Source organism: Clostridium sp. AF28-12 (assembly GCF_003435225.1).
GTDB lineage: Bacteria > Bacillota > Clostridia > Lachnospirales > Lachnospiraceae > Pilosibacter > Pilosibacter fragilis.
On sequence record NZ_QWGJ01000020.1, the window covers coordinates 7,945 to 34,541 of the forward strand.

The 26,597-nt window shown below is 47.0% G+C and carries 29 protein-coding genes; 21 read left to right on the forward strand and 8 right to left on the reverse strand.

The window, feature by feature from the left end; genetic code table 11:
- Positions 1 to 130 precede the first annotated feature (130 nt).
- A complete protein-coding gene (locus DWY93_RS14235; protein WP_117472518.1) occupies positions 131 to 487 on the reverse strand; it encodes a helix-turn-helix transcriptional regulator in 357 nt (118 codons plus the stop codon).
- Positions 488 to 657: 170 nt separating this feature from the next.
- Between DWY93_RS14235 and DWY93_RS14245 the strand changes: the two genes are divergently transcribed.
- From DWY93_RS14245 to DWY93_RS14270, 6 genes are all read left to right on the forward strand, one after another.
- Entirely contained in the window at positions 658 to 831 is a 174-nt protein-coding gene (locus tag DWY93_RS14245) for a helix-turn-helix domain-containing protein (RefSeq protein WP_002576203.1), read from the forward strand.
- A 4-nt stretch (positions 832 to 835) separates the two neighbouring features.
- Positions 836 to 1,546, forward strand: a complete 711-nt coding sequence (locus DWY93_RS14250) for a LytTR family DNA-binding domain-containing protein (protein ID WP_117472523.1) — start codon at positions 836 to 838, stop codon at positions 1,544 to 1,546.
- Positions 1,543 to 2,826 (forward strand): ATP-binding protein, encoded by a 1,284-nt coding sequence (locus DWY93_RS14255; RefSeq protein WP_117472525.1) that lies wholly within the window; start codon positions 1,543 to 1,545, stop codon positions 2,824 to 2,826. Before DWY93_RS14250 ends, DWY93_RS14255 begins: the two co-directional genes overlap by 4 nt.
- Before the next feature lie 155 nt (positions 2,827 to 2,981).
- The gene (locus DWY93_RS14260; protein WP_117472527.1) at positions 2,982 to 3,647 is read left to right on the forward strand and encodes an ABC transporter ATP-binding protein; all 666 of its coding nucleotides are present in this window, start codon (positions 2,982 to 2,984) and stop codon (positions 3,645 to 3,647) included.
- A 12-nt stretch (positions 3,648 to 3,659) separates the two neighbouring features.
- Positions 3,660 to 6,221: an ABC transporter permease gene (locus DWY93_RS14265; RefSeq protein ID WP_117472529.1), complete on the forward strand. Its 2,562-nt coding sequence runs from the start codon at positions 3,660 to 3,662 to the stop codon at positions 6,219 to 6,221.
- 284 nt (positions 6,222 to 6,505) lie between these two features.
- Positions 6,506 to 7,057, forward strand: a complete 552-nt coding sequence (locus tag DWY93_RS14270) for a coproporphyrinogen III oxidase (RefSeq protein ID WP_227108925.1) — start codon at positions 6,506 to 6,508, stop codon at positions 7,055 to 7,057.
- A 53-nt stretch (positions 7,058 to 7,110) separates the two neighbouring features.
- Here the strand turns inward: DWY93_RS14270 and DWY93_RS14275 are convergent, their stop codons facing one another.
- Entirely contained in the window at positions 7,111 to 7,467 is a 357-nt protein-coding gene (locus DWY93_RS14275) for a helix-turn-helix domain-containing protein (RefSeq protein ID WP_009003386.1), read from the reverse strand.
- Between the two features lie 150 nt (positions 7,468 to 7,617).
- Between DWY93_RS14275 and DWY93_RS14280 the strand changes: the two genes are divergently transcribed.
- Entirely contained in the window at positions 7,618 to 8,136 is a 519-nt protein-coding gene (locus DWY93_RS14280) for a nitroreductase family protein (protein ID WP_002576196.1), read from the forward strand.
- 46 nt (positions 8,137 to 8,182) lie between these two features.
- Here DWY93_RS14280 and DWY93_RS14285 read toward each other — a convergent pair whose 3' ends face one another.
- Complete coding sequence (locus tag DWY93_RS14285) at positions 8,183 to 8,500, reverse strand: metalloregulator ArsR/SmtB family transcription factor (protein WP_002576195.1); 318 nt, start codon at positions 8,498 to 8,500, stop codon at positions 8,183 to 8,185.
- An 83-nt stretch (positions 8,501 to 8,583) separates the two neighbouring features.
- Here DWY93_RS14285 and DWY93_RS14290 point away from each other — a divergent pair, with 83 nt between their 5' ends.
- Entirely contained in the window at positions 8,584 to 8,949 is a 366-nt protein-coding gene (locus DWY93_RS14290) for a metalloregulator ArsR/SmtB family transcription factor (RefSeq protein WP_117472531.1), read from the forward strand.
- A 47-nt stretch (positions 8,950 to 8,996) separates the two neighbouring features.
- Here DWY93_RS14290 and DWY93_RS14295 read toward each other — a convergent pair whose 3' ends face one another.
- Both DWY93_RS14295 and DWY93_RS14300 read right to left on the reverse strand, forming a co-directional pair.
- Positions 8,997 to 10,877: a heavy metal translocating P-type ATPase gene (locus DWY93_RS14295; protein WP_002576193.1), complete on the reverse strand. Its 1,881-nt coding sequence runs from the start codon at positions 10,875 to 10,877 to the stop codon at positions 8,997 to 8,999.
- A gap of 101 nt (positions 10,878 to 10,978) precedes the next feature.
- Positions 10,979 to 11,197 (reverse strand): cation transporter, encoded by a 219-nt coding sequence (locus tag DWY93_RS14300; RefSeq protein WP_002576192.1) that lies wholly within the window; start codon positions 11,195 to 11,197, stop codon positions 10,979 to 10,981.
- Between the two features lie 41 nt (positions 11,198 to 11,238).
- Between DWY93_RS14300 and DWY93_RS14305 the strand changes: the two genes are divergently transcribed.
- The 8 genes from DWY93_RS14305 (at position 11,239) to DWY93_RS14340 (ending at position 19,757) form a co-directional block, all read left to right on the forward strand.
- On the forward strand, positions 11,239 to 11,529 hold the full coding sequence (locus DWY93_RS14305; RefSeq protein WP_117472533.1) for a hypothetical protein: 291 nt from the start codon (positions 11,239 to 11,241) through the stop codon (positions 11,527 to 11,529).
- A gap of 59 nt (positions 11,530 to 11,588) precedes the next feature.
- Positions 11,589 to 14,168, forward strand: a complete 2,580-nt coding sequence (locus tag DWY93_RS14310) for a heavy metal translocating P-type ATPase (RefSeq protein WP_227108924.1) — start codon at positions 11,589 to 11,591, stop codon at positions 14,166 to 14,168.
- Between the two features lie 10 nt (positions 14,169 to 14,178).
- A complete protein-coding gene (locus DWY93_RS14315) occupies positions 14,179 to 14,442 on the forward strand; it encodes a metal-sensing transcriptional repressor (protein ID WP_002578546.1) in 264 nt (87 codons plus the stop codon).
- A 207-nt stretch (positions 14,443 to 14,649) separates the two neighbouring features.
- On the forward strand, positions 14,650 to 16,023 hold the full coding sequence (locus DWY93_RS14320; protein WP_117472535.1) for an MATE family efflux transporter: 1,374 nt from the start codon (positions 14,650 to 14,652) through the stop codon (positions 16,021 to 16,023).
- 13 nt (positions 16,024 to 16,036) lie between these two features.
- Entirely contained in the window at positions 16,037 to 16,252 is a 216-nt protein-coding gene (locus tag DWY93_RS14325) for a FeoA domain-containing protein (RefSeq protein WP_002576189.1), read from the forward strand.
- 6 nt (positions 16,253 to 16,258) lie between these two features.
- Positions 16,259 to 18,298: a ferrous iron transport protein B gene (gene feoB, locus DWY93_RS14330; protein ID WP_117472537.1), complete on the forward strand. Its 2,040-nt coding sequence runs from the start codon at positions 16,259 to 16,261 to the stop codon at positions 18,296 to 18,298.
- Positions 18,299 to 18,438: 140 nt separating this feature from the next.
- Positions 18,439 to 18,582 carry a FeoB-associated Cys-rich membrane protein gene (locus DWY93_RS14335; RefSeq protein ID WP_080637114.1) on the forward strand — a complete coding sequence of 48 codons (144 nt, stop codon included), beginning with the start codon at positions 18,439 to 18,441 and terminating at the stop codon, positions 18,580 to 18,582.
- A gap of 137 nt (positions 18,583 to 18,719) precedes the next feature.
- Positions 18,720 to 19,757, forward strand: a complete 1,038-nt coding sequence (locus tag DWY93_RS14340) for an AraC family transcriptional regulator (protein ID WP_025580752.1) — start codon at positions 18,720 to 18,722, stop codon at positions 19,755 to 19,757.
- A gap of 79 nt (positions 19,758 to 19,836) precedes the next feature.
- Here the strand turns inward: DWY93_RS14340 and DWY93_RS14345 are convergent, their stop codons facing one another.
- Entirely contained in the window at positions 19,837 to 20,205 is a 369-nt protein-coding gene (locus DWY93_RS14345) for a helix-turn-helix transcriptional regulator (protein ID WP_117472539.1), read from the reverse strand.
- A 490-nt stretch (positions 20,206 to 20,695) separates the two neighbouring features.
- Here DWY93_RS14345 and DWY93_RS14350 point away from each other — a divergent pair, with 490 nt between their 5' ends.
- The 5 genes from DWY93_RS14350 (at position 20,696) to DWY93_RS14370 (ending at position 24,460) form a co-directional block, all read left to right on the forward strand.
- Positions 20,696 to 21,121 (forward strand): sigma factor-like helix-turn-helix DNA-binding protein, encoded by a 426-nt coding sequence (locus tag DWY93_RS14350; protein ID WP_025491709.1) that lies wholly within the window; start codon positions 20,696 to 20,698, stop codon positions 21,119 to 21,121.
- 485 nt (positions 21,122 to 21,606) lie between these two features.
- Entirely contained in the window at positions 21,607 to 21,957 is a 351-nt protein-coding gene (locus DWY93_RS14360; RefSeq protein ID WP_002576184.1) for a type II toxin-antitoxin system PemK/MazF family toxin, read from the forward strand.
- Positions 21,958 to 22,036: 79 nt separating this feature from the next.
- On the forward strand, positions 22,037 to 22,198 hold the full coding sequence (locus tag DWY93_RS17235; protein WP_002576183.1) for a hypothetical protein: 162 nt from the start codon (positions 22,037 to 22,039) through the stop codon (positions 22,196 to 22,198).
- Positions 22,199 to 22,253: 55 nt separating this feature from the next.
- On the forward strand, positions 22,254 to 24,200 hold the full coding sequence (locus tag DWY93_RS14365) for a recombinase family protein (RefSeq protein ID WP_117472541.1): 1,947 nt from the start codon (positions 22,254 to 22,256) through the stop codon (positions 24,198 to 24,200).
- Between the two features lie 11 nt (positions 24,201 to 24,211).
- Complete coding sequence (locus DWY93_RS14370) at positions 24,212 to 24,460, forward strand: DUF6061 family protein (RefSeq protein ID WP_117470680.1); 249 nt, start codon at positions 24,212 to 24,214, stop codon at positions 24,458 to 24,460.
- Positions 24,461 to 24,525: 65 nt separating this feature from the next.
- Here DWY93_RS14370 and DWY93_RS14375 read toward each other — a convergent pair whose 3' ends face one another.
- A complete protein-coding gene (locus DWY93_RS14375) occupies positions 24,526 to 26,004 on the reverse strand; it encodes a hypothetical protein (RefSeq protein WP_117470679.1) in 1,479 nt (492 codons plus the stop codon).
- A complete protein-coding gene (locus DWY93_RS14380) occupies positions 26,001 to 26,561 on the reverse strand; it encodes an RNA polymerase sigma factor (RefSeq protein ID WP_117470678.1) in 561 nt (186 codons plus the stop codon). Before DWY93_RS14380 ends, DWY93_RS14375 begins: the two co-directional genes overlap by 4 nt.
- Positions 26,562 to 26,597: the final 36 nt, after the last annotated feature.

Here is a 26,597-nt window from a genome sequence, read left to right on the forward strand (position 1 = left end):
AGCGGAGAGGAAAATCACAAAGGGATTTTCTTCTCTGCGGGCCTGTGTGTATTAACACAGGCATTGCTTGCCTCTTTTCACCGAAAATGAAAAGAACCAGTGAGAGAATCGTTAAATTTCACTCACTGGCTCAATTCGTTTCAAATTTCTCGGACAACTCTGTCAGTTCTTTCACCGTTTCCTGTGTGTGATGTGACAGGGTGTCACGCATTTCTGGCGGACAGGTGGAATAAAGCATTTTCATCTGATTGACACCTTCATCTTCCAGAGAAATATCTGGATTTATAAGCGTATCTAAAGAGATGTGCAGGACCTTTGCCAATGCTCTTAAAATCAAATAAGAGGGATTCATTTTCCCCTTTTCGATATTGGCGATTTGCTTTACAGAAACATGGCTCAGATCAGATAGCTCCTGCTGTGTTAGCTCTTTATTCTTTCGGGCTTCCCGCATTTTTTGCCCTAAAGCAGTTAAATCATCAATCGGCATAATCGTTCACCTCAATAATATTGTATTGTTCCGGTTTATATGATGGAATGACCTTATTATGCCTGACAAGATGTACGATTATACCGATTTTCTTTTTTGACAGCATGGTTGCGGGCTTGTATTCTTCGAGCAAATGAAATATAATAAAATAAATTGTTAGAGGTGTGAACATGGATTACATGACGCTCAAAGAGGCAAGCGAAAAATGGGGCGTTTCGTCCCGTCAGATAAATTATTACTGCACCGATGGACGCATCCCCGGTGCTGTCAAAATGGCCGGTGTCTGGCTGATCCCCAAGGAGGCAGAGAAGCCAAAGGACAGACGGTATAACGAAAGCAGGTGATACAGTGCTGCATATAGCAATTTGTGATGATGAAAAAGACTTTGTTCAGTATTTGACCGACTTACTGAACCAATACAGCAAGGAAACAGGCCGGAACATAAAGATTATCCCGTACTATGACGGTATGGAGCTGATCGAGAAATACGATCCAACCATAGACCTGATTTTCCTTGATATTCAAATGAAGATGGTAGACGGACTTCATGCTGCCGAGCGCATCCGGCAGATGAACGAAACCGTGGGTATTATTTTCCTGACTACTCTTACACAGTATGGGCTTGAGGGATATAAATACCATGCGACGAACTACATCATTAAGCCCATGAAATATGCCCGGCTCAAATCAGAAATGGACAAATTCGTGGAGCGCAGCCAGAAAGAAGATATCCCCTCTCTGGTGATTACCAATGATACCGGCAAATATAAGGTGCCGCTGAAATCCATTCGATACGTTGAAACCTATAACCGCAATCTGATGTTCCATACCGAGCAGGAAAATATTATCTGCTATAAGAGCATGAAAGAGGTGGAACGGGAACTTTGCGACAAAGACTTTGTGCGCTGCCATACCAGCTATATTGTCAATCTGTTCTATGTGAAAGGCATCAAGAAGCTGGATATTGAATTGATTACAGGTGAGGTCATTCCCATCAGCCAGCCCAAACGGAAAGAATTTATGGAACGGCTGACGGACTATTGGGGGGATTTCTTATGATGCGCTTTTTTGAAATTCTCTCTTTTCTATTGGCATGGGGATATACAGCGGTTTTCTTTCTTATTCTGAAATCCTTTCTTCCTCTCCGCAAAAATGTGGTGCTGAAAGTTATAGCGTTTCTGGTTTGTGGCTATTTGGCTGATTCTATTATCTATTCCAATGATGCCGGAAGTCTGTTCGGTACGATGTTGTTGTTTTTTCTCTATGTTCTGCTGTTTTATCGTGGGACATTCATGGAGAAATTATCGGTCATGCTTGTTTTTTATCCATCACTCATTGCCATTAACTACTTAATGCTTGACACCGGGGGCCGATTATTCAAAATCATAACCCAAGCAAGTTATGAGGAGACTTTGCAATCCCCAACACTAATGCTCATCGGTGCAGCTATTCATACAGTGTCACTTTTACTGCGCTTACTGTTCTGGATCGGCGCGTGGTTGGTTTTGCGGAGGTTTTTGGGAAAAATTCCGTCCCATCTTAACATAAAGACATGGTTGATTATTGATATGCTGATTCTTGCCTCATTTGAGGCAATCTCCACCATTATCTACTTTATGCCGGAAAATACTGCGATTGTTTATCCCATCTGTTGGGCTTCTATTTTTTCCAGTTTCGGGTGTATGTATCTAGCGGCCTATATCTATGATTCCATGCAGACGGCATACCAAGTACAGCAGATGGAAACACAGCGGGATTATTACAAAGAGCGCATTGCCGAAGAAGAACGTGTCCGCTCCATCTACCACGACCTGAAAAACCACCTGCTTGTCATGGAAAGCAGGCAGAATACAGCAGAAACCCGGCAGATGGCCGAAACACTCCGCTCTCAAATTGCAGACTATGAGGACTATGTGCATACAGGAAACGAGTTCCTTGACATCATTCTAAAGGATAAGGCAGCAAAAGCCCGCGAAAAGCAGATTGATTTCTCGGCTTTGGTTGATTTCAAGGGTGTGGACTTCATAGAACCGTTGGACATCAGCACCATATTTGGCAATGCCATTGACAACGCTATGGAGGCCAGCGAACGGTTGCCGGAAGATCAACGATTGGTTACTGTCAAGGCCGAGCGTGTTCGGGATATGCTGATTATCACGGTGGAAAACAACACCTTACCGGGAACACAGCCAGCCGATGGAACCACAAAGAAAGATCGTTTCGTACATGGCTTTGGTATTCCCAATATCAAAAAAGCCGTTGAAAAATATGACGGACAGTGCAGCTTCCGTCAGGAGGATGGAACTTACCTTTTGAAAATTCTGATCCCAATTCCTTAACGGATCGACGCCGCTTCTTCACGAAGCGGCGTTTCTTTTTGTGCAGACTTAGTTTTTTCATTGTAGATGTTAGTTTACGCATTTTCCATTGTGCCTTTCTTTTGCCCGGATATAATGAAGAAAAAACACAAAAAAGCAAAGAGAGGTTATAGAACATGAGTATTTTAAGCACCAAACAACTGACAAAGCAATACTGCACCGAGCCGAATATTGTTAAGGCGCTGGACGGCGTAAACATTTCGATTGAACCGGGCGAGTTTGTTGCCATCATCGGCACATCCGGCAGCGGCAAGTCAACCCTGTTGAATATGCTGGGGGGATTAGACCGCCCCACTTCCGGCTCTGTCAGGGTAGATAATTACGAGCTGGGCAAGCTGAAAGACGAGGACTTGACTGTGTTCCGCCGCCAGCGGATCGGTTTTATCTTTCAGAACTACAATCTGGTTCCCATCTTGAATGTGTATGAAAATATCGTAATGCCCATCCAGCTTGACGGGAAAAAGCCGGATCAAAAATTTATCAAAGAGATCGTGGCTTTGCTGGGACTGGAAAAGAAGCTCTACAATATGCCCAATACACTGTCCGGCGGCCAGCAGCAGCGCGTCGCCATTGCCAGAGCTTTAGCAAGCAAACCGGCGATCATCCTTGCCGACGAGCCGACCGGCAATCTGGACAGCAAGACCAGTGATGAAGTGATCAAGCTTTTGAAAGTCACCAGTCAGAAATTTCATCAGACCATTGTAATGATTACCCATAACCCGGAAATTGCAGCGCAGGCAGATCGTACCATTCATATCGAAGATGGCCGGATTGCAGAGTAAGGCGGTGATACCATGAAAAGACAAAAATCAATGATACGCATATTGACAAACCGCAGTTTCAAGGCAAACAAAACGCGCAATCTGGTTGCCATCTTTGCCATTGTTCTGACAACGGTAATGTTTACATCCCTGTTTGTCCTATCGCAGAGCATGGTTGAAAACCTGCGGAACATGAATTTTCAGCAGGCCGGATATAACAGCCATTTGAGTTCCGGCATCATGACGGACGCGGATGTGGAGAAGATCACCACCCATGAAGCTGTCCGGGACTTTGGCAAAAGCATTGTGGTTGGAATTGCTGAAAACAAGGAGTTGACCGGGCGGCAGGTAGAAATCCGCTATGCGGACGAAAACTATGCCCGTTCCAGCTTTTCCTATCCCACCGAGGGAACCATGCCGGTGCAGGAAAACGAGATTGCTTTGGACACCATTACCCTTGATAAAATGGGGCTGCCTTATGAATTGGGGCAGAAAATCACCCTGCAATGGCGTAAGGACTTAAACGGTGAAGAAATCACCACCAGTATATTCACCCTCTCCGGCTATTGGAATGGAAATTCTGCTGCTATGGCAAGTATGGCATGGGTTTCCGAAGCCTTTGTTCAAAGCCAGTGTGCAGGTATCGACCAAGTGGAACAGTTGGCAAACGGGCAGGTATTAGGAACGGTGATGCTCCATATCGACCTATACAGCGACAGCAATTTGGAAGGGGCGGCGGAACAGATTTTAGCCGACACCGGCCTTTCCAATGTGTCCCTTTCTCCCAATGCCGCTTATGATTCCACAATGAACCAGAATATCAACCGTGAAGTTCTGCCGATGGCAATTTGCATGGTTCTGGTATTTGCAAGCGGTTATCTGATTATCTATAACATCTTTCAGATCTCCGTTGCCAGTGACATCCGCTTTTATGGCCGACTGAAAACTTTGGGGACAACCAAAAGACAGTTAAAGAAGATGATTTACGGACAGGCCAACCGCCTGTCGCTGATTGGTATTCCTATCGGGCTTGTGATCGGGTATCTGCTGGGGGCTGTGCTGGTGCCGGTAATGATAACCGGGACAACGGGAGAAGCCAAAACAGCGGTCAATCCCTATATCTTCATCGGCTCTGCGCTGTTTGCCTATTTGACGGTTCTGATCTCCTGCATGAAGCCTGCGAAAATCGCCGGTAAGGTTTCCCCAATGGAAGCTCTGCGCTACACCGACACCGGAACGAACAGCAAACGGAAAACAAAGAAAAGCACCGGCGGCGCAAGCATCCCGAAGATGGCTCTGGCTAACTTAGGCCGGAACAAAAAGCGTACCATTACGGTAATCTGCTCCCTGACGCTGGGGCTTGTGTTGCTTTCATGTGTCTATGCGAAAAATGCCAGCTTCGATATTGATAAGTACATGAGCCAGACAGTTATTAGTGATTTTGAGGTAGAGGACAGTTCGATTTCTTCCACCTTTGGCACCTATAATCCCTATGGCACCACCATTTCCCCGGAGCTGGTACAGAACATTGAGGGACTTTCCGGGCTGGAAGCAACAGGGCGTTTGTATTCGCAGGTATTTACACATAAAATCGGGGCGTCTGCTCTTGAAAATATCCAGACCTACTATAACGCTGATGACCGGCTGACCTATATTGAAGCAACGGATGCAGGGCTGGCAGAAGCCTATCACGACATGATCGACAGCGGCGAATGTACTTCCATTCTATACGGCATTGACGGCCTGATTCTGGACACCTTTGCACAGGACGGCAGGATGTTGGATGGCACCTTTGACAAAGGGAAATTCTTGTCCGGGGGCTATGTAGTGATGGAAGCGGCTACCGGTGCAGAGGACAGTGGGAAAGAAACACAGCCGACTTATTCTGTTGGTGATACGGTAGAGTTGAACGGCCAGCAATACGAGGTTATGGCGATTGTGGCGGATATTCCCACCATTACCGAGGGCGTAAACAGCAGCACACAAGATTTCCTTTCTTTCTATCTTCCTGCCGATACATTCCGGGCCATGTACCCGGATAACACTCTGCGGAAGCTGTTCTTTGATGTAGTCGAGGAATACCAGCCGCAGGCGGAAGAAATGCTGATCCAATATCAACAAGACGTGGACAAGAGCCTGAATTATACTGCGAAATCCACTTTGATTGAGCATTATCAGGAACAGACACGGGCGAACACTGTGATGGGCTTTGCAATCAGCCTTATCATTGCTTTTGTGGGTATTCTGAATTTCGTCAATTCGATGGTAACAGCGATTGTTTCCCGCCAGAAAGAATTTGCCATGATCCAGAGCATCGGCATGACAAAACGGCAGCTCCGGCGTATGCTGATCGACGAGGGCTTGTATTACGCGGGAAGCACTTTGTTGGCAGCTTATGTATTAGGCACTGTGGCAGTAGCTGTTGGTGTCCGTATGATGGTAGCCGGTGACTGGACGGCAACATTCCACTTTACACTATTGCCGCTGGGAATCTGTACGCCGATTTTGATTGCGTTTGCAATCGTTATTCCATATATCTGCTTTAAGAATTTGGAGAAGCAAAGTATCGTGGAAAGACTGCGGGCAACTGATTGATGTATTCTAACATACGGCCAGTGTCGGTTACACTGGCCGTATGAAAAAGGGACCTAAAATGAAAGAGTACACGCTAATTATCAAGGGAGAAATGGATTTTATCATCTTATCTCCGCAGGTGCTTTCTTCCCTGATTACTCAAATTCATAACAGCCCGGAGCGAAAAGTTGTGGTAAGTATTGAGAGCATCATGCCACCAAAGTTTACCGACTATCTGCTTCGGGTAATCAATAGCAACCGCTTTAGCAATGAACGGTTCCGCTACCGTTGTACGAAGCGGCTGCATGGCAAAAGATGCGGACATGATCTTGTCGGAGTTCATATTGCTGGGGATCGGCGGCAAGGAGCTGTCTGAAGAAAATGCTGCTCAAACAGCAAAGGCGTTGAACATCATCCAGCCTGATTTTATCCGTGTCCACGCCACGGGTATTAAGCTAGAGTCCAAGCTGGGCGAGTTTGTCAGGGATGGCTCGTTTACTCTGCAATCGGAGGAAGAAATCGTTATAGAGCAAAAGTTATTCTTGCAGCAGCTACATGAGATGGACAGTTACTATGTGAATGAACACATCGTCAATCTGCTTCTGGAGGTCAGGGGAAATCTGCGAACAGAGAAACAGGAAATGCTCTCTACGATTGACCGCTTTCTGACCCTGCCACCGGATGAAAGGCTTTTGTTTACTGTCGGCAGGCGGCTCAATATCTTCTTCCGCTTGGACGATCTGAAAAAGCCGAAGCTGCATCAAAAGGCCGGGGAAAGCCTGCAACAGATTTTAAGTAAGAATCCCCATGTTGACTTTGCCGCGCTGTGCAATTACGTCCGGCAGTCACAAATTTAGAGCAGAAAATATAAGCTGGGCATAGCCGTTTTTCGTCAGCTATGCCCAGCCTTTTATTTGCGACTTTGACAGCATGGCGGCTGAACATCCAGGCCGTCCAGATAGTTGTTTCCCCACTGGCACATTGCATCCAGAATAGGAACAATACTCTGTCCAAATGGGGTAAGAGAATATACCGTCTTGGGCGGCTTTTCTGGAATCACTTCACGATGAATCATGCCGTTGTTTTCCAGATCGTGAAGCTGCTGCGAAAGCATCTTCGGCGTGGCGTTTGAAATCAGCCGCTGTAACTCCATATAGTGTAATGGATGGTCAATCAGATGCCAGAGGATCAACGGCTTATACTTGCCGCCGATCAAAGACAGGGTTGCCTCAACTGGGCAGTTGAATTGATTTTTTTCACATTTCATAAAATGGCTCTCCTTTCCCGCAAGGTGCTATCTTTTTGGGAAGTATCTTCCGAAAAAGTGCATTCTTGCGGTTTTGTGTTCTAGTGCTACAATTAGGTCAATGGTTGATTTGATATGCTCAAAATAAAAATACTGAAAGGACTATATATTATGGATTTTATCACGATTGCAAAGCAGCGTATGTCGGTACGCGATTACAAGGAAACGAAGGTAGAACCTGAGAAGCTGGAGCAGATTCTGGAGGCTGCTCATGTGGCCCCGACCGCTGCCAACCTTCAGCCGATTCGCCTGATTGCCGTTCAGAGCGAGGAAGGTCTTGCGAAGATCAGTAAAGCGGCCAATATCTACGGTGCGCCCCTGGCTATTATTGTTTGCGCCGATCACGATAAGGCGTGGGTACGGCCTTTCGATCAGAAGCAGACCGGTGACATTGACGCCTCCATCCTGACCGACCACATGATGCTCCAGGCCACAGAGCTGGGCCTTGGAACGGTGTGGGTATGCTACTTCAAGCCCGATGTTCTGCGCAAGGAATTTGACCTCCCGGCCAACCTGGAGCCGGTCAACATTCTGGTTGTCGGCTATTCCGATGAAGGAACCGGCGACCCCAATCGCTTCAATAAGCAGCGCATCCCGATGAGCCAGCTGGTTTCCTACGAAACGCTGTAATTGAATACCCGCGCAGCCCCTGCAAAACAGCACAGGGGCTGCGTTTTTATCTTTCTGAAATATGAGCGTAGGTTTCTTCAAGAATCCACCGGATATGTTCGTCCTGCAAGGAATAAATCACGTTTTTCCCGGCCTTGCGTGATTGCACTAACCGGACAATCCAAAGCGCACGAAGCTGGTGGGATATGGCCGATTCTGTGACCTCCATCTTTTGTGCCAGTTCGCTGACGCAAGAATCTTTCTGCATCAGATACCAAAGTATCCGCATCCGTGTGTAATCGCCCATCGCTTTGTGAAGCTCGGTTAATTGTTCCAATTCGCCAGGGCTTGGAGCGGAAAAAGTTTTTTTCTCTGTTTCGTTCATGTATTTTTCTCCAATCTATAATGAAGCTGTTTGACAGACAAGAATTATGTCAGTATCATAGTCACAGGAAGGAGCTGATTTTTATGCCGCATTACAATCTACCCCATAACCACGGACAGAATATTGAAAAAGTCTTAAATAAGATGCCCTCTGCGGAAGGGTTTAAGGATATATCATTTTTATTTCAGCAGCTTGGCGATCCGACCCGGCTGCGGATTCTGTGGCTGCTGTGCCATTGTGAAGAATGTGTATGCAATCTCGCGGCGGCTGTGGATATGAGCGCCCCTGCTGTGTCACATCATCTGCGGATATTAAAAAAGAGCGGGATCATTTCAAGCCGCAGGGACGGAAAAGAAGTCTATTATTCGCTGTCGGACACGCCGCAGGCAAAGCTCCTGCATTATGCCATAGATGCGTTGTTTGAAGTATCATGCCCGACTGAACAATAAGGAAATGCGCCGCAGCGTGTGAAAGTTGCGGCGCATTTCTATTGCGCTTAACCCTGATTTGTGCTGCCCGCTGGCATATCCGGCAGCTTGACCCGCATGGCGCGGATGGCATTGAGAATCGCAATAATGGAAACGCCTACATCCGCGAACACCGCCGCCCACATATTTGCATAGCCTAGCGCACCTAAAATCAGAACCAGGAATTTCACGCCCAGGGCAAACACAATATTCTGATTTGCGATGCGGATAGTCTTACGGGCGATCTTCATAACAGCGGCAATTTTGGACGGTTCATCCGTCATAAGAACCACGTCAGCAGCTTCAATGGCCGCATCGGAACCCAAGCCGCCCATAGCAATACCGACATCGGCCCGCGCCAGTACGGGAGCGTCATTGATACCATCCCCAACAAAGGCCAACATACCTTTTTCGCTTTTCTGCTTCAGCAGGCTTTCCACGCGGTCAACCTTATCAGCGGGCAGCAGTTCAGTATAAACCTGATCCAGATGAAGCTGCCCTGCGACTTTCTTTCCAACGGCATCTGCATCGCCGGTCAGCATGACCGTTTTGCGGATACCGGCAGATTTCAGCAGCTTGATTGCGGCTGGAGCATCGGCCTTGATCTCGTCATCAATGATGATACATCCAGCGTATTTCCCGTCACAGGCCAGATAGACCACGGTGCCGACAGCTGAGGATGGCGTGTACTTAATATGCGCTTTCTCCATCAGCTTGGTGTTTCCGGCCAGAATCGTTTTCCCGTCAATCACGGCCTGCACGCCGTGACCGGCAATTTCCTGGACATCGGAAACTCGGCTGTTGTCGATTTTCTGTCCATAGGCGTTTTTAATAGAAAGAGAAATCGGGTGGTTGGAGTAGTCCTCAGCGTATGCGGCCAGCTCCAAAAGCTGCGCTTCCTTCATGCCGACAGGGTGGATCTCGCTGACCGCAAAGGAGCCTTTTGTCAGTGTGCCGGTCTTATCAAAGACCACGACCTCGGTATTTGCCAGGGCCTCCAGATAGTTGCTGCCCTTTACCAGAACGCCGATCTTGGACGCGCCGCCGATGCCTCCGAAGAAACTAAGCGGAATGGAGATGACCAGCGCACAGGGGCAGGAAATCACCAGGAAGGTCAAGGCCCGGTAAATCCAGGTGCTGAATGGCTGCTGGGTAATCAGCGGCGGCAGGATTGCCAGCGCCAGAGCAGCAAATACCACTACCGGGGTATAATACCTGGCAAAGCGTGTGATGAAATTCTCAATACGGCCCTTCTTATCGCTTGCGTTTTCCACAAGGTCAAGGATTTTGGCTACGGTGGATTCCCCAAATTCTTTTGTGGTCTGAATGTTCAGGATGCCGGTCTGGTTGATACAGCCGCTGATGACCTCCATTCCCGGCTCCACCTCGCGGGGCATGGATTCTCCGGTCAGGGCCGAAGTGTCCAGGGTGGAGAAGCCTTTGAGAATCGTACCGTCCAGCGGGATGCGCTCTCCCGGTTTCACAACAATGGTTTCTCCGATCTGAACCTCGTCCGGGTCAACCTGAACCAGTTTTCCGTCCCTTTCGATGTTAGCATAGTCCGGGCGAATGTCCATCAGGCTTGCGATAGATTTTCTGGACTTGGACACCGCATAGGACTGGAACCATTCGCCCACCTGGTAAAACAGCATAACGGCGACACCCTCGGAATGTTCGCCCAAAATGAGTGCGCCGATGGTGGCAATCGTCATCAGGAAATTTTCGTCAAACACCTGTCCATGCAGGATGTTCGTGATTGCCTTCCAGACAATATCCCAGCCGACAACCACATAGCAGACGAGAAAGACCGCCATCTCCGCCAATTCAGGGAGATGGAGCAAGCTGCCTGCAAGAAACAGCACCGCCGCCACGATAATGCGTGTGAGCAAGTGCCTTTGTTTTCGTGTCATAGTGTATTCTCCTTTCGTTGCAGCATAAAGCGTGTCACGCTTTTTCTGTCTATTGATGAAAAACACCGGCTACCTTGTGGCAGCCGGTGTCCAGCTTTTCATTACGCCTTAACAGTCACATCCGGCTCGATCTGCTTAATCAGCGTCTTTGCTTCGGCCAGAACAGCGTCAAACTGATCGTCCGGCGCTTCCAGAACCATCTTCTGACCCAGGAAGTTGACGGATACGCTGGTCACACCATCAATCTTCTTCACGGCGTTCTGGATTTTGTCAGCACAATGGCCGCAGTCCAGGTCAAGCAGTTTAATGGTCTTTTTCATTGAGAAAGCCCCCTTTCATTTTGGTATTTGGTTGGCTTGATATGGCTGAACAATTAAAAGATTGTTTAATCGTTCATGCTGCCAGTATATTCACGAAAACCCTCAAAGTCAATGGATTTGGGAGCGGTTCTGCCCTTTGGATTGGAGAACCTGCCGATTGGATTTCCAGCAAAAAACCTCATTTCTCTTTGGATAAAAAAAGCTCCACTTTGGAGCAGACAAAGGAGAAGCAGGATAAGTATAATGAAAAACGGTCAAAGACCTTGTGCGTAAACTTTATGTTCGGGGCTTTAGCATCTTTCCCCCAAGATGCCAAACGCCCCTTTTCATAACGGTATTTAGTTCCCTACGGGGGAGGGGTACTCGCACAAATCTTTATAAGAAAGAAGGGATGATTTTGCAAAAGGAGCAATTTGACATTACGGGTATGACTTGCTCGGCCTGCTCTACCAGAGTGGAAAAGAGCGTGGCAAAGCTACCTGGCATCAAAGAAGTGTCCGTCAACCTGTTAAAAAACAGCATGGTTGCTTCTTATGATGAATCCGTTTTGGATACGGCGGGAATCGTCCAGGCCGTTGAAAAGGCCGGTTATGGCGCGATTCCCAAAGCCTCCGCACAAAACAAGAGCCGCACGACCACACCGGCAGCAAAACCGGAGGTCAGTACGGCGCAGGTAGAATACAAGCAGATGAAACAGCGGCTGCTGCTTTCTGCCCTTTTTACGATCCCACTGTTTTATATTTCTATGGGTCACATGATGGGGTGGCCGATCCCCAGCTCCTTGCTGGGGATGGAAAATGCAATCAGCTTTGCATTTACCCAATTCCTGCTGCTGATCCCGGTGGTGTTCATCAACTTCAAATATTACCGGATGGGCTTCAAGACCCTGTTCCACGGCTCGCCTAACATGGATTCGCTGATTGCGATAGGCTCCAGCGCCGCAATCGTTTATGGCATTTACGCCATTTACAAAATCGGCATCGGATTCGGTCATGGGGATATGGCTACGGTTCACAGCTTTATGATGGATTTGTATTTTGAATCCGCAGGCATGATTCTGACCCTTATCACCTTGGGCAAAACCCTGGAGGCCCGCGCAAAGGGTAAGACTTCGGATGCAATTACAAAGCTGATGAATCTGGCTCCCAAAACAGCTACCGTGGAGCGGGATGGAAAAGAGCTTCAGGTGCCTGTGGAAGAAGTGCAGTTGGGCGAAACCCTGATTGTCAAGGCCGGTGAGTCTGTGCCGGTGGATGGTATTGTCATCGAGGGCTTTTCCTCCGTTGATGAATCTGCCCTGACCGGCGAGAGCATCCCCGTGGAGAAGCATATCGGGGACAAAGTGATCGGCGCGACCACAAGTAAGTCCGGCTATTTCAAGATGCAGGCCACCAAGGTGGGCGATGATACCACGCTGGCACAGATCGTCCGTCTGGTGGATGAAGCGACCAGCTCCAAGGCCCCTATTGCGAAACTGGCTGATAAGGTCAGCGGCGTGTTTGTTCCGGTGGTTATCAGCATCGCGCTGATTGCAGTCATTGTCTGGCTGCTGTTGGGATATGGCTTTGAATTTGCCCTATCTATCGGCATTTCTGTCCTGGTCATTTCCTGTCCCTGTGCGCTGGGCCTTGCAACGCCTACGGCCATTATGGTCGGAACCGGCAAGGGCGCAAGCAACGGTATCCTGATTAAATCGGCGGAGGCCCTGGAAACGGCCCATAACATTGATACGGTTGTGCTGGATAAGACCGGCACGATTACCCAGGGTACGCCCGTGGTGACAAATATGCTCTGCAAAGAGGGTGTTCCACAAAAGGAGATGCTGCAAATCGCTGCTTCGCTGGAAAAGCTGTCCGAGCATCCGCTGGCGGACGCGATTGTGGCAGAGGCCGAAAAAGCACAACTTTCCTTCCTCCCGGTGGATGATTTCAAGCAGATTCCCGGTCAGGGCCTTGTGGGTCAGATCGGAAACGAAACGTGCCTTGCCGGAAACCGCCGACTGATGGCGGCAAATGGCATCAATGGCGGCGCACTCCTTCAGTTGGGCGAGGAAATGGCGGTTGACGGGAAAACACCTCTGTTCTTTGCCCGTGGCGGTCAGCTTATTGGTGTCATTGCCGTGGCGGATGTAGTTAAGCCCACCAGCAAGCAGGCCATAGCGGAATTGACCGGCATGGGCATTGAGGTGGTCATGCTGACCGGCGACAATGCAAAGACCGCAGAAGCGATTCGGCGTCAGGTCGGCGTGGATCGTGTCGTGGCAGAGGTATTCCCCCAGGATAAGGAGAAGGAAATCCGCCGTTTGCAGAGCGTCGGTAAGAAGGTGGCGATGGTCGGTGACGGTATCAACGATGCTCCGGCCCTTGCCAGAGCGGATGTTGGTATCGCTATCGGGGCCGGAACGGATGTGGCGATTGAGTCAGCGGACATTGTTTTGATGAAAAGCGATCTGCTGGATGTGTCCACGGCAATCCAGCTTAGTAAGGCGGTTATCCGCAACATCAAGCAAAATCTGTTCTGGGCGTTTATCTACAACATCATCGGTATTCCGGTGGCGGCAGGCGTATTCTATCTTCCCTTTGCATGGAAGCTGAACCCCATGATCGGCGCTTTTGCTATGAGTTTCAGTTCGGTATTCGTGGTGTCCAATGCCCTGCGTCTGCGGTGGTTCAAGGCGAAGCATCAGGCCAATACAGAACGGGATTCAGTCCCTATGCATGAACAAACAACGATTAAACAAGAACGAAAAGGAGCAATTCACATGGAAAAAGTATTGAACATCGAAGGAATGGTTTGCGGAATGTGTGTAAAACACGTTGATAAGGCGCTGCGGGACATCCAGGGCATCAAGGATGTGGATGTTTCCCTGGAGAGTAAGTCGGCCCAGGTGCAGCTTGACCAGGATGTGCCGGATGCTGTGCTGAAAGCTGCTATCGAGGACGCTGGCTATCAGCTCGTCAGTATCCAGTAACGGGCCGTTTATGAAGGCCAAGAAAGGCGATATTGTTCACAAGCTAAAAATCGCCAGAGGACAGTTAGACGGTATCCTGCAAATGGTTGAGGAAAATCGCTATTGCGTGGATATTTCCAATCAGCTTCTTGCTACGCAGGCGTTATTAAAAAGCGCCAATCAGCAGATTTTGCAAGCCCATATACGAAGCTGCGTCCGGGAGGCCCTGCAAACGGACGCCGTAAATCCAAAACTGGAAGAAGCCCTGAAACTACTGGAAAAAATGATACAGTAACAACGGGAGCGGAAAGGGCCTTATGTCCTTTCCGCTCCTAAATTCGTTTCAGATTGGATTGTAAATCCTGCGGTTGGGAGCGTACAAAGAAGCCCGGATTTTATATACTTTAAGTGGTTAGTTAGATATGGCTAATCCAGCAAGGCACGTCACTGGCGCGCTTTGCTGGATACCTCGAAATTAAAATAGACCAGGAGGAATAGAGTGATGAAACAGGCACTTGACACAAGAACAAAGCTCTTAACAAAAAGCCCCTGGCCGCTGATGATTGAACTTAGCATCCCTGCGGTTCTTGGCATGGTGGTCGTTGGGCTTTATAACATGATGGATTCCATCTTTGTCGGCCAGATGGTCGGTGACGTGCAGATGGGAGCCATATCGGTATCCTATCCCTTGACGCTTATCAATGCCGGTTCAGCGGCCATGCTGGGCGTGGGTTCTGCATCGGTACTGTCCCGCGCTATCGGCAAGAAGGACGAGAACACAATTAAGAAGATCATGGGCAACTTGGTTGCGATGGTTCTTCTGTTGTCCGTCATCTACACTGTTGTGGGTATGGTTTTCACCCGCCAGCTTCTGTCCCTGACCGGAGCCAGCGATAACATTCTGAATTACGCTGAGAAATATCTGCGGATCGTATTCGCCGGTTCTCTGTTCGTAAACTTCTTCCAGAGCGCCAACATGGTCATCCGTGGAGAAGGCCAGCTCAAAAGGGCAATGACCATTATTGCCAGCGGCGCTATTTTGAATATCATTCTTGACCCTATTTTTATCAGTATCCTGAATCCCTACGGTATGGGCATTGAGGCGGCTGCTTATGCAACGATTTTCTCCCAGTTTGTCCAGGCTGCAATTACGCTGTGGTATTTCAAGAAAAAAAGTCCTCATGTGAAGATTGGGCGCATCCGCATTGACGGAGAACTGCTTCCCCAGGTTCTTTCTGTCGGGGTATCTGCTCTGTTGATGCAGATTCTGACCCTGGTACAGCAGACAGTGATCTATCGTGTGGCATCGAACTATGGCGGGGAAACTTCACAGCTTCTTTTAGGTGCGGCGCTCCGCTTCTGGAATTTCTCTTTCGTTCCTCTGTGGGGGATCAGTCAGGGATTCCAGCCTGCCGCCGGTACAAACTATGGTGCAAAGGACTATGACCGGGTAAAGACGCTGACCAGGGTTTTTATTACTGCTGCAACGCTGCTGTCGCTGGTGTTCTATATTCCTGCCGAGCTGTTTCCAGAGAAGATTTTATCCATGTTCCTGACAACGCCGGGTATCGCGGCATCGGGTGCAACCAACTTCCGCATCATGTTCAGCACTTATGTCCTGCAAGGCAGCTTTATGATTGCCGTAACCCTGTTCCAGTCTTTGGGCAAGGCGAAAAAGGCAACTTGGCTGGTGCTGTTCCGCCAGATCATTCTGTTTATTCCTCTCTGCGTGGTTCTTCCGATGATCGGCGGCATGGGTATTCGTGGCGTATGGCTGGCGATTGCTCTGACAGATGCAATTCTGGTGGTTATTACCGTTTCTATGATGCTTTATGAGTTTGGCAAGCTGCCGGAGACTTCTTCCGTAAATCGGTGAGGAGGGAGCGTTCATGTATCTTTGCGATGGAAAAATAGGAAATGAATATAAAGTTGAGGATATTGATCTGCCTGTCAATATAGAAAAGCGTTTGGAGGCCCTTGGGATGACCCGTGGAACCTCTATCGCTGTTCTGAACAGCAAAAGTCGGGGTGTCCTGATTGTGAAAGTCAGGGGAACACGCTTTGCACTTGGGCGCAATATCACAAAGAATATTTTAGTGGGGTAAATTCCGATGAGAGAAAATTTGACTATCGGCTTCATCGGAAATCCGAACTGCGGAAAGACAACACTTTTCAATGCTTACACCGGTGCAAATCTGAAAGTGGCAAACTGGCCAGGTGTAACCGTTGAGAAAGTAGAGGGTGCCATTAAAGACCATGATCTGAATATTCGACTGGTCGATCTTCCTGGCACTTACAGCCTGACCTCCTACACAATGGAAGAACAGGTATCCAGACAGTTTATACTAAGCGATGAAGTCGATGTGATTATTGATGTTGCGGACGCTTCCGCTCTGGAGCGAAACCTATACTTAACTTTGCAGCTTTTGGAGCTGGGCAAGCCGGTTGTGCTGGCGCTGAACATGATGGACATTGTGGAAAAGCGCGGCATGGAGATTGACACACACAGACTGCCGGAAATGCTGGGCATCCCGGTCATTCCAGTTTCAGCCAGAAAACGGACAGGACTGGATGTGCTACTTCATGCAGCCGCGCACCATAAAGACTGTAAAGATCCGGAGTGTCTGATTCATCATCATAAATATACTCCAAAACACCGGCACGACCACCATTCAGAATACGCAATGGTTTACAGTGATGCTATTGAGGACAAGATTGATCTTATCATGGCAGAGCTGAAGCGGAAATATCCGAACCTGTCCAATTACCGCTGGCACGCCATTAAGCTGCTGGAGCGGGATAAGGAAATCTCTGCACGTTATCCGGTCAATATGCCAGATGTGATCGACCGGAACTATGAATCCGACATTATCAATGAGAAGTATGATTTTATCGAGGAAATCATCAGGGAGGTTCTGGTCAATAAGGATCGTCAAGACGCTTTGACGGAAAAGGCAGACCGTGTATTGACGCATAAGTTTTGGAGCATCCCGATTTTCCTCGTTGTCATGGCGGCGGTGTTCTTCCTGACCTTTACCATTGGCGATTGGCTGAAAGGATTCCTGGAATTAGGAATTGAAAGCCTGTCGGCATTGATAAGCGATGGACTGATTGCTGTCGGGGTCAATGAAGTGCTGCGCTCCCTGCTGGTAGACGGCATCATCGCCGGTGTGGGCGGTATCCTGACTTTCCTGCCGAACATTTTCATTCTGTTTCTGGCATTGGCTTTTCTGGAGGACAGCGGATATATGGCCCGTGTTGCGTATGTCATGGAAGGGATTATGAGCAAGCTGGGACTTTCCGGACGGGCATTTATCCCCATGATTTTGGGATTTGGCTGCACTGTTCCGGCAATCATGGCTTCACGGTCTTTGGAAAACCGGCGTGACCGTTTTAAGGTCATGTTGATTACGCCCTTTATGAGTTGCAGCGCCCGTCTGCCAATCTACATCTTGTTTGCCGAGATGTTCTTTCAGGAACGCGCCATGCTCGTGGCCTATTCCATGTACCTGATCGGCCTGGTGGTCGCTATCCTGGTAGCGGCGATCATCCATTTGATTGACCGGAGAAAATCGGAAAATTATCTGCTGATTGAGCTGCCGGAATATAAGGCCCCCAGCGCCAGAACTGTGGCAATCTATGTATGGGAAAAGGTAAAGGACTACCTTACCAAAGCAGGTACTACCATCTTTGTAGCATCTATCCTCATGTGGGTGATCCTGAACTTTGGGCCGCATGGCTATACTACGGAAATGGCAGACAGCTTCGGGTCTATCCTGGGCCATTGGCTTGTACCGATCTTTGCACCGATTGGACTGGGATTCTGGCAGATAGCGGTTGCTCTGATTGCTGGCATCTCTGCAAAAGAGGTTGTGGTGTCCAGTTGTGCCGTTCTGTTTGGGATTCCCAATATCAACTCCGGCGCGGGAATGGATACATTGGTCGGCATCCTGGGTGCAGCCGGTTTTGGACAGCTCAATGCGTTTTGCCTGATGATTTTCTGCCTGCTTTACGTTCCCTGTGCAGCGGCCCTAGCTACAATTCGCAAGGAATCCGGCAGTACAAGGTGGATGCTGTTCTCGGCCCTGTTCCAGTTGGTTGTGGCCTGGGCTGTTACTTTTGTGGTTTATCGTGTTGGACTTTTGCTGTGAGGTATGAATATGACGTTTGGAAAAGTGCTTCGTTCAGCGGCCATTTTATCAGTGGTCGCATTTGGACTTTGGATTTTGAAAAGAGGATCGGAAACCCAAAGCTAATAAGTTGTGAGTTTCCAGTCAGAAAGGAGTTTTAGATGCTTGTTACTGGTATAATCCTTATCGGGATTGTTTTCTATGCAATATGGGCTGTGCGAAAAATCCATAAGAACCGCAAAAATGGTTCTTGTTGTAGCGGCAGTTGTTCCGGTTGTGTAGGAAAGGAATATTGCAGCAAATAAAATCCCGCATATAGCCGATGTTTTCCGTTTTGGAGGGCATCGGCTTTTTCGTATATTTGCACATTCGGCAGGGCTGCACTATAATAGAATTTGCTTTCTGATTGGATTGCACATCCTGCCGATTGGAGCGGTATAAAATGAGAAAAAACTATATAATAAAAGACGCCAGGAGAATCCTGGCAGAACAAATACGAGATAACGGAATGAATACTATGAACAAAAACCCTATCACCAATGCTACGGGGTTATCTGCGATTATTCCAAAAGATAATGACGGATATTGCACCGTCTATAAAATGGACTGTGAGGATGGCCTGGGGCTTATGACAGTCTATCAGGTTTATCCCGGTATCCAGCTTATTTACAATGATTTTGAAGCAACGAGTTGTTATTGGGACGGAACCATTGATAAGAATGTGCTAGAGATCAATCATTGCCGGGAAGGGCGTGAAGGGAGCGTATTGCAAAGCGGTTCCTGCCTGTACCTCGGAGAAGGGGATCTTTCCATTCATACAATGGATAACTGTGCTTCTGAAATGGCCTTTCCTTTGAGACATTATCGCGGAATCTCAGTAGTGCTTGATCTGGAGCTGGTTTCTCAAAATCCGCCTGGAATCCTCGCCGAGAGCGGTATTGGTATTGCAGATTTCAAAAACAAATTTTGTGCCGATGGCTCATGCTTTGTCATGCGGGCCAAGGATGAGATTGAGCATATCTTTTCTGAACTGTATTCCGTACCGGATCGCCTGCAAAAGCCATACTTCATGCTGAAGGTGCAGGAGCTTCTCTTATTCTTGTGTATGGTGGATGTAAATAAAGAAAAGCAGCGAGAGTTATATACTTCTCCCCAGGTGGAGATTGTACGGGACATTCACAAGCGGCTTATCTCCAACTTGCAGGAACGGCCAACGATTGAGGAACTTTCCAAAGAGTATCTTATCAATACGGCAACCTTAAAGGATACGTTCAAGGGAGTTTATGGACAGCCCATTGGAACCTATATGAAAGTGTACCGCATGAAACAGGCCGCTGCTCTGCTTCGTCAGACGCAGGCAACCATAGCAGAAATTGCCAGCCAGGTTGGATATGAGAATCAGAGTAAATTTGCAACAGCATTTCGAGATGTCATGAAGATTGCACCGGCTGAATACCGGAAACAAAATAGTGGCGATTGATTGGGCTAGGAAAATTTACGTCTACTGCCGGAGGCAAAATAAAACCAGCAGAAACAAATTGCATTTTGCCCTGCTGGTTTTATTCATAATTTTGCGGATCGGAGGATTTGTAACGTCGGCTGATAAACTGCTCCGCCATACAATCCAGTGTTTTCAAGATAATCTGCCGCTCATCCTCGGTACAGGCCAGAAACTTTCCCATGAAATGCTGTACTTGCTTTTCCTGTTCCGAAGCGTCAGGATAAAACAGCTCATTAGCAGAAATGCCTAATCGCTTGATAAAGGATGCCAGTACATCGTAAGACGGATTTTTCTTGCCCTTTTCAATGTCCTGGAGATGACGAAGCCCTCTGCCGGTTTGATCCGCAAGCTCCTGTTGGGTCAGTCCACATTCTTCTCTTGCATCTCTGAGGCACTGTCCCAAATATACAAATACATCTTCCGGCATGATTGCTCACCTCTATTACATTCTATCGTGCGTAAGAGGAAGTTACCATCACCCAATCACGCGTATTGATATGTGTTTATCATGCACTTTTGAAAGATAAAATATACATAAAAGCCCTGACGGGAGGCCAATAAAAAAAACGGCCTTTCACGGCAGGGCATATTTCCATTACCGCCCGTGACTGCCGTTTGAGGAGTCTACGATGGGCGGTTATTTATTTCAGCAGAATTATGGTTTTCAGGTAGGTGATTACCTAAAAAAATCAATGACCTACCAAAGAGAAATTATACACACGGACACGCGCAATCAAGCGTAAATAATCCGCACAATCGTACAACATATCATACAAAATGCGTCAGACAGCTATTAAGGCCGTCTGACGTTTTTCTTTGTCGATTTTACGGGAATTTTCCCGAACATCCACGGTGTCGCTCTCCGCCATAGCCATTTCGGTTGCCCTTTGTCCCTAACAACTGAAATGGAGGAAATTATGACCAAGATCAATCTGCGGGAGCAGTATCCCGATTTTTATAAGACCGATTACATTATTGAGGTTCCTGATGAAGTAGCCGCTGTTATGAAAGAGCATGACCGCCTGGAGGCCGCATACCGCCGCCGTACATATTACCACAAGGCGCATTATTCTCTGGATCGCGGAGACGGAATTGAGTATGATGCCCTTTTCGTTTCCATGACCCCTTGTGAGCTGTATGAGCGCAAAGTGACGATGGAGCAGCTTCACGCTGCGATTGCCGCTCTGCCGGACAAGCAGGCCAAGCGCATCTATGCTTACTACTTCCTAGGACTGACAGAATCAGCGATTGCCAAGAGCGAAGGAGTCAGCGTTGCATCGGTCAGCGAATCTATCCAGCGCGGCCTTCGGAACATGGAGACTTTCCTTAAAAATCGTCTGTAACGCCCCTGAAAGAAAGGCTCAAAGCCTCACGGTTATTAGAAGGACACGCTATCCTCGTGACCTCAAGATCTTTGAAAACTGAATAGACAGCACAACAGGTACATAACTCATGTACGAGCGAATGTGAAACGCCGCGAAGATGGAGCAGTCAGGGAGGTGATGAAAGAACTGCTTCGGAGCGATCTACGATTTCATAAAACGGATTGTGGCAGATCCGGCGCGATGACTGCATGGGGGCTTAAAGATACTTCCTCACGGCCCGCCAAAGACTTGGGGGGAACCCTGTGGCACACGATACGAACGATGCTGCGGAGTTATGACAGCCGCGCCAGCGGAGACCTGTTGTGTTCCCATCGTCAGGGGGCGTGGCAAATATGACGAGTAATCCGAACAGAATAACAGTAGCCGCACCAGGTTTTTATCCGAAGATTTCTTTCAGACTGGTGCGGCTGTTTAAGTATTAAGATATTAAGGAGGCGAGAGTGATGTTTGAAAAATTCCATCGAGGTGACATATATTCGGCTGATTTAAGCCCTGGTATCGGCTCTGAACAAAGTGGCTCTCGTCCTGTACTCATTCTTCAAAATAATGTGGGAAATTGTTTCAGTCCTACGATTATTATTGCAGCAATTACCAGTGTAAGCAAAAAAAGCAGAAAGTTCCCCACGCATTACCACTTAAATGACAGATGCGGTTTGGTTAAACCATCTGTTGTTATGCTGGAACAGATCAGAACAATCGACAAGTCGAGGTTAAAAAACTATATTGGTCATCTAAACAAGGATGACATGGAAAACATAAACAAGACGCTCTTGTGCAGTCTGGGGATTACATAAAAGTGCCGAAAGGCCGTATCATTTTCAGGCCGTGCAAGTAGAGTTATAATTTCGTTAGGAATTGCGGAGGTGATTCTGAATGGAGAATATCCAGAATAAAAGCGCATTGATTCCTTCAGATGAAATCCGGTCAGAAGAACGTCTGGCGGAACAAAAATTTGAAGCGTTTATCACTTCGCTGGCACATATCATCGAGAAATATGGTATGAGAGTGCTGGGCGAGGTTGACGGAGCTGCGTGAGAATCGCAGCTTTACATAGGATATTTTCCAAAAGTAAATTTTGGAGGTATGAATTATGAACCGATATGGAAAACGCTGTGTTTTGTATCCGAGGGTCAGCACAGAGATGCAAGTGGACGGATACAGTCTGGAAGGTCAAAAAAATATGCTGACACGATTTGCGGATCGTGAGGAAATGATTGTTGTTGATACTTATGAAGATGCCGGTAAATCCGGTAAATCCATTGAGGGACGGCCTGCCTTTCAAAAAATGCTCAGAGATATTGAGGATGGCTTGGACATTGACTATATTTTAGTGTATAAGCTGTCACGGTTTGGTCGTAATGCAGCAGATATACTTAACTCTTTGGAGTTGGTTCAATCTTATGGTGTAAATCTGATTTGCATAGAAGAAGGGATTGATTCCTCTCAGACAAGCGGAAAACTTTTGATTTCTGTACTATCTGCTGTGGCTGAGATTGAGCGTGAGAATATTATCGAGCAGACGATGAACGGGCGGCGCGAAAAGGCACGGCAGGGTGGATGGAATGGTGGCTTTGCTCCCTACGGATATACACTGGAAGATAACAAGCTGATGATTGAAGAAACAGAGGCTGTGGCAATACGGAAGATTTTTGAATTATATACTTCATCGGAAATCGGTTTGGGTGGTATTGCGAATCAGTTGAACTTACAAGGTATACGGAAAATTCCGAGGCAGAATGGCACATTAGAGGATTGGACAGGACATTTTATTAAACTGATATTGGATAACCCGGTTTATTGCGGTAAAATTGCTTATGGACGGAGAACGAAGGAAAAAGTCAAAGGCACAAAAAACGATTACCAGATGAAAAGAAATGACGATTACATTCTGACAGAGGGACAGCATAAAGGAATCGTTAGTGAGGAGGTATGGGAAAAGGCTCATGCCAAGCGTCTTAGAACCGGAGTAAAGCAACCGTCAAAAATTGGGCGAGATCGAGTTCATTTGTTATCCGGTCTGCTGAAATGCCCGGTTTGTGGAAGTCCCATGTATACGAATAAACACGCATGGACAAATAAAGATGGCACTTACAAAGAAATTTACTATTATGTATGTAGTCGGAATAGGATGGTCCGGGGGAAGCATTGTGAATATAAGGCGATGCTGAAAAAGACCGATATTGAACCGATGGTCATTGAGGCAATTCGTGAGATCGTAAGGAATGAGGAATATGCCCAAGCCATTAAAAAACGGATTGGCGTTCAGATTGACACGAAAGCAGTGGATAAAGAACTGGAGGGCTATCAGGCAAAGCTGAAGGAAGTTGATCTGAATAAAACAAGATTGGAACGGGAAATTGACAGTCTCCCTGCTGATGCAAAATATCGGGAACGAAAGCTCCATGATATGACCTTGCGGTTAGATTCCCTATATGATGTCATTGTTGAGCTGGAGGAAAAAATCGAAGATGCCAGACTTCGGCGAGATGCAATTAAGCAGCAGGCAATTACTCTTGAGAATATTTACAAAATCATGGTGAATTTCGACTGCGTTTATAATATAATAAATGACGAAGAAAAGAGAAATGTGGTCACAGCCTTGATTAAGGAAATTGAAATTTACAGGAATGACGAGTCTGAATATCCGCTAAAGCGGATTGGTCTGAATTTTCCGGTGTTCAAGGATGGCGGGGAAGTTACGGAGCTTTTGTGGGACAAAGGGAATACCGTTGAGACTATATGTTTATTGTCCAAACTTAATGCGAAGCAACATATCGAGATTAACTTGGATATGGACGAGCTGGATTTGACCGATGCGGAAAAGAAAGCCACCTACCAAGAAATCAAAGATTATGTGTTGGAGCACAGCGGCTTGAAAGTTAGCAGCTTGTATATCGCACAGGTAAAACAGAAGTGCGGTATCATTGAGCGTGAGAACTACAATAAGCCGAAGTCTGAGGACGCTAAACAGCCGCAATGCCCGCCAGATAAAGAAAAAGCAATCAAGGAGGCATTGACGCACTTCGGCATGATTTAAGGAGGGCGGATATGACGTATTTGATTTCTTGTGAGTTCAACATGGATACCGCTTGTGTGGAACTGAAATTCAACGACGGCAGTATGATTGCCATTGACACCATTGCCGTGGAGAACGAGGTTGCCGACAATATGTATCAGCGGTCAGAGTTGGACTGGCTGATCTACAATGCGCCGTTGGAGTACGCCGATCTGATACTGAACGGCGATCCGGAGAAGTATCTGAAAGCGGTCACGCAGTATAAGCCGTTGGATAGCTGACATGGAAACAGCCCGTAGGACGTCAAAATCCTACGGGCTGTGTTTTCAGCCATATTTTAACTGTATTATCTTCTGTAATTCACAACCTCACCTGTTTTCTCCTGGCTAATCAGCATTCCAGAAGTATCAAAAGTGTATCTGAATACATAGCTTGTGCCGCCAATTGTGAAGGAACTTGTTGCGGGAGAGAAGAATGTGGAGGTAATGCTTTCTACATCCCAAAGTAGATTTCCCGTATCACTCACAGAAAGCTTTCCACCAAGAGACCCGTTGACAGAGTAGTATTCTTGGGGTTTCCCTGCATTAGGCTCACATACCAACAACATTGCGGTGTAGTTGTCCCGTACCATAGGCGTCAGTTCATCACTGGAAATTTCCCAGATGTTATTATCAAACAGATAATTCAATACTCCGGCAATTTCATATCTACCGCCTGCACTCTGATCTTCATTAGCAAGTCTCGGAACAGCGTACGCAGACAAATAGATATTTCCGTTATATTCAATCATATCGGTAATGTAATAGTAAGAATCTTCATCGCCATAGGAGAAGGACTCTGTAATATTACCTTCGCGGTCAACCTTAACGATTTTTGCGTGCTCATTCGTCATATAGCTACCGAGCTGAACCATGTAACCATCTTCAAACCGAGCTGCATTCCAAATCCCGTAGTTACCTACTTCGGTTTTATGGAAGTAGGTTTCTTTTCCATCCACCGTATACTGGCTAAGACAGAAATATTTCAGATCACCACGGCTGATTACGGCATAGCTGCCATCAGCATTTTCCAAAACGGAAGCGATGTATTCATCGTCAAATCCGTTATTGAGCATGTGTTTCCAAACGAGATTACCATCTAAGTCGATTTTAGCCATCCATGCATGGGAAATTTGAGTACTGGACCAAGTGTCGGTTCTACCGTAGGCAATTACACCATCCGATACGGTGCTATAATCTTCAATCCAAAAATCGGAAATAGAAACACTCCAAAGCAAGTTATCTCCATCGTATTTCTCGAGATAGCTCTTATCGTGCACCTCTAAGCCAAGAGATTCATCTTCTTTGTATTCCGAATGGTATTTATAGTGTACGCCTGTTTGTGTGGCACCAATAAAACCACCGGTATAATTTTTATAATTCCAAAGATTTTCAATATCCTCTGGTGTTGGATTGTCTTGAACAATCTCGTAACCACCGATATTATCGGAAGAAATACTGTTTCGAATCACTTCGGCGGTCTTAGAATAAGTGAACGACTTCGTTGTAATATCACGATACACTTCCTTAATCTCACCACGAGTAAGTCCTTCCGTAGACATACCATAGTCATTAAAGAATTGAACAGCAGCTTTATATTCCTTTGCTTCAGCAACAACCGCAAAGGAACCGAAGCAAACGGACAGGACTAAGACCATGCAGGCAGCGATTGTACCCCATCTAAACCAAATTGGCTTATTTCGAGATTTCTTTGCAACGGGAGCTGCTTCGGCAATGTGTCGATCATCAATTTCTCCAAAAATGTCTAAAAGACGTTTGTTTTTCATAACGTTATACCTTCTTTCTCCAATACAGATTTAAGTTTACCTCTTGTACGGAAAAGGGTAACTGTCACTTTGCTTTCAGAAAGGCCATATTCATCTGCAATTTCTTTTACGGGACTCATATAAAAATAACGACGAACAAATATTTTTCTTGTTTCTGCTGGGAGTTCATCAAGGAAACGGTCGAGTACATCTCTGATGACCATATTCTCAACAGTATTTACTGCATCTTGTTCAGCAGGGATGCACTCTGATAGTTCGTCGAGAATTAGTGAGGTTTGTCCCGCACCACGCTTTTCAGCAGAGAGCTTTTCCCATTTATTCAAAGATAAATTGCGAGTGATTTTTCCAAGAAACGTCTGCAATTTGCTCGGGCGTTTAGGTGGAATGGAGTTCCATGCTCGGAGATATGTATCGTTGACACATTCCTCCGAATCTTCATCGTTATGCAGAATGCTGTAGGCAATGTAGTGGCAGTATCTTCCGTATTTCTTGGAAGTTTCAGATATGGCTTGTTCGGAACGTTCCATGTAAAGCTCTATGATTTTGCTATCATCCATATCATCACACTCCTTTCGTTTGTATCAAGGCCTTTC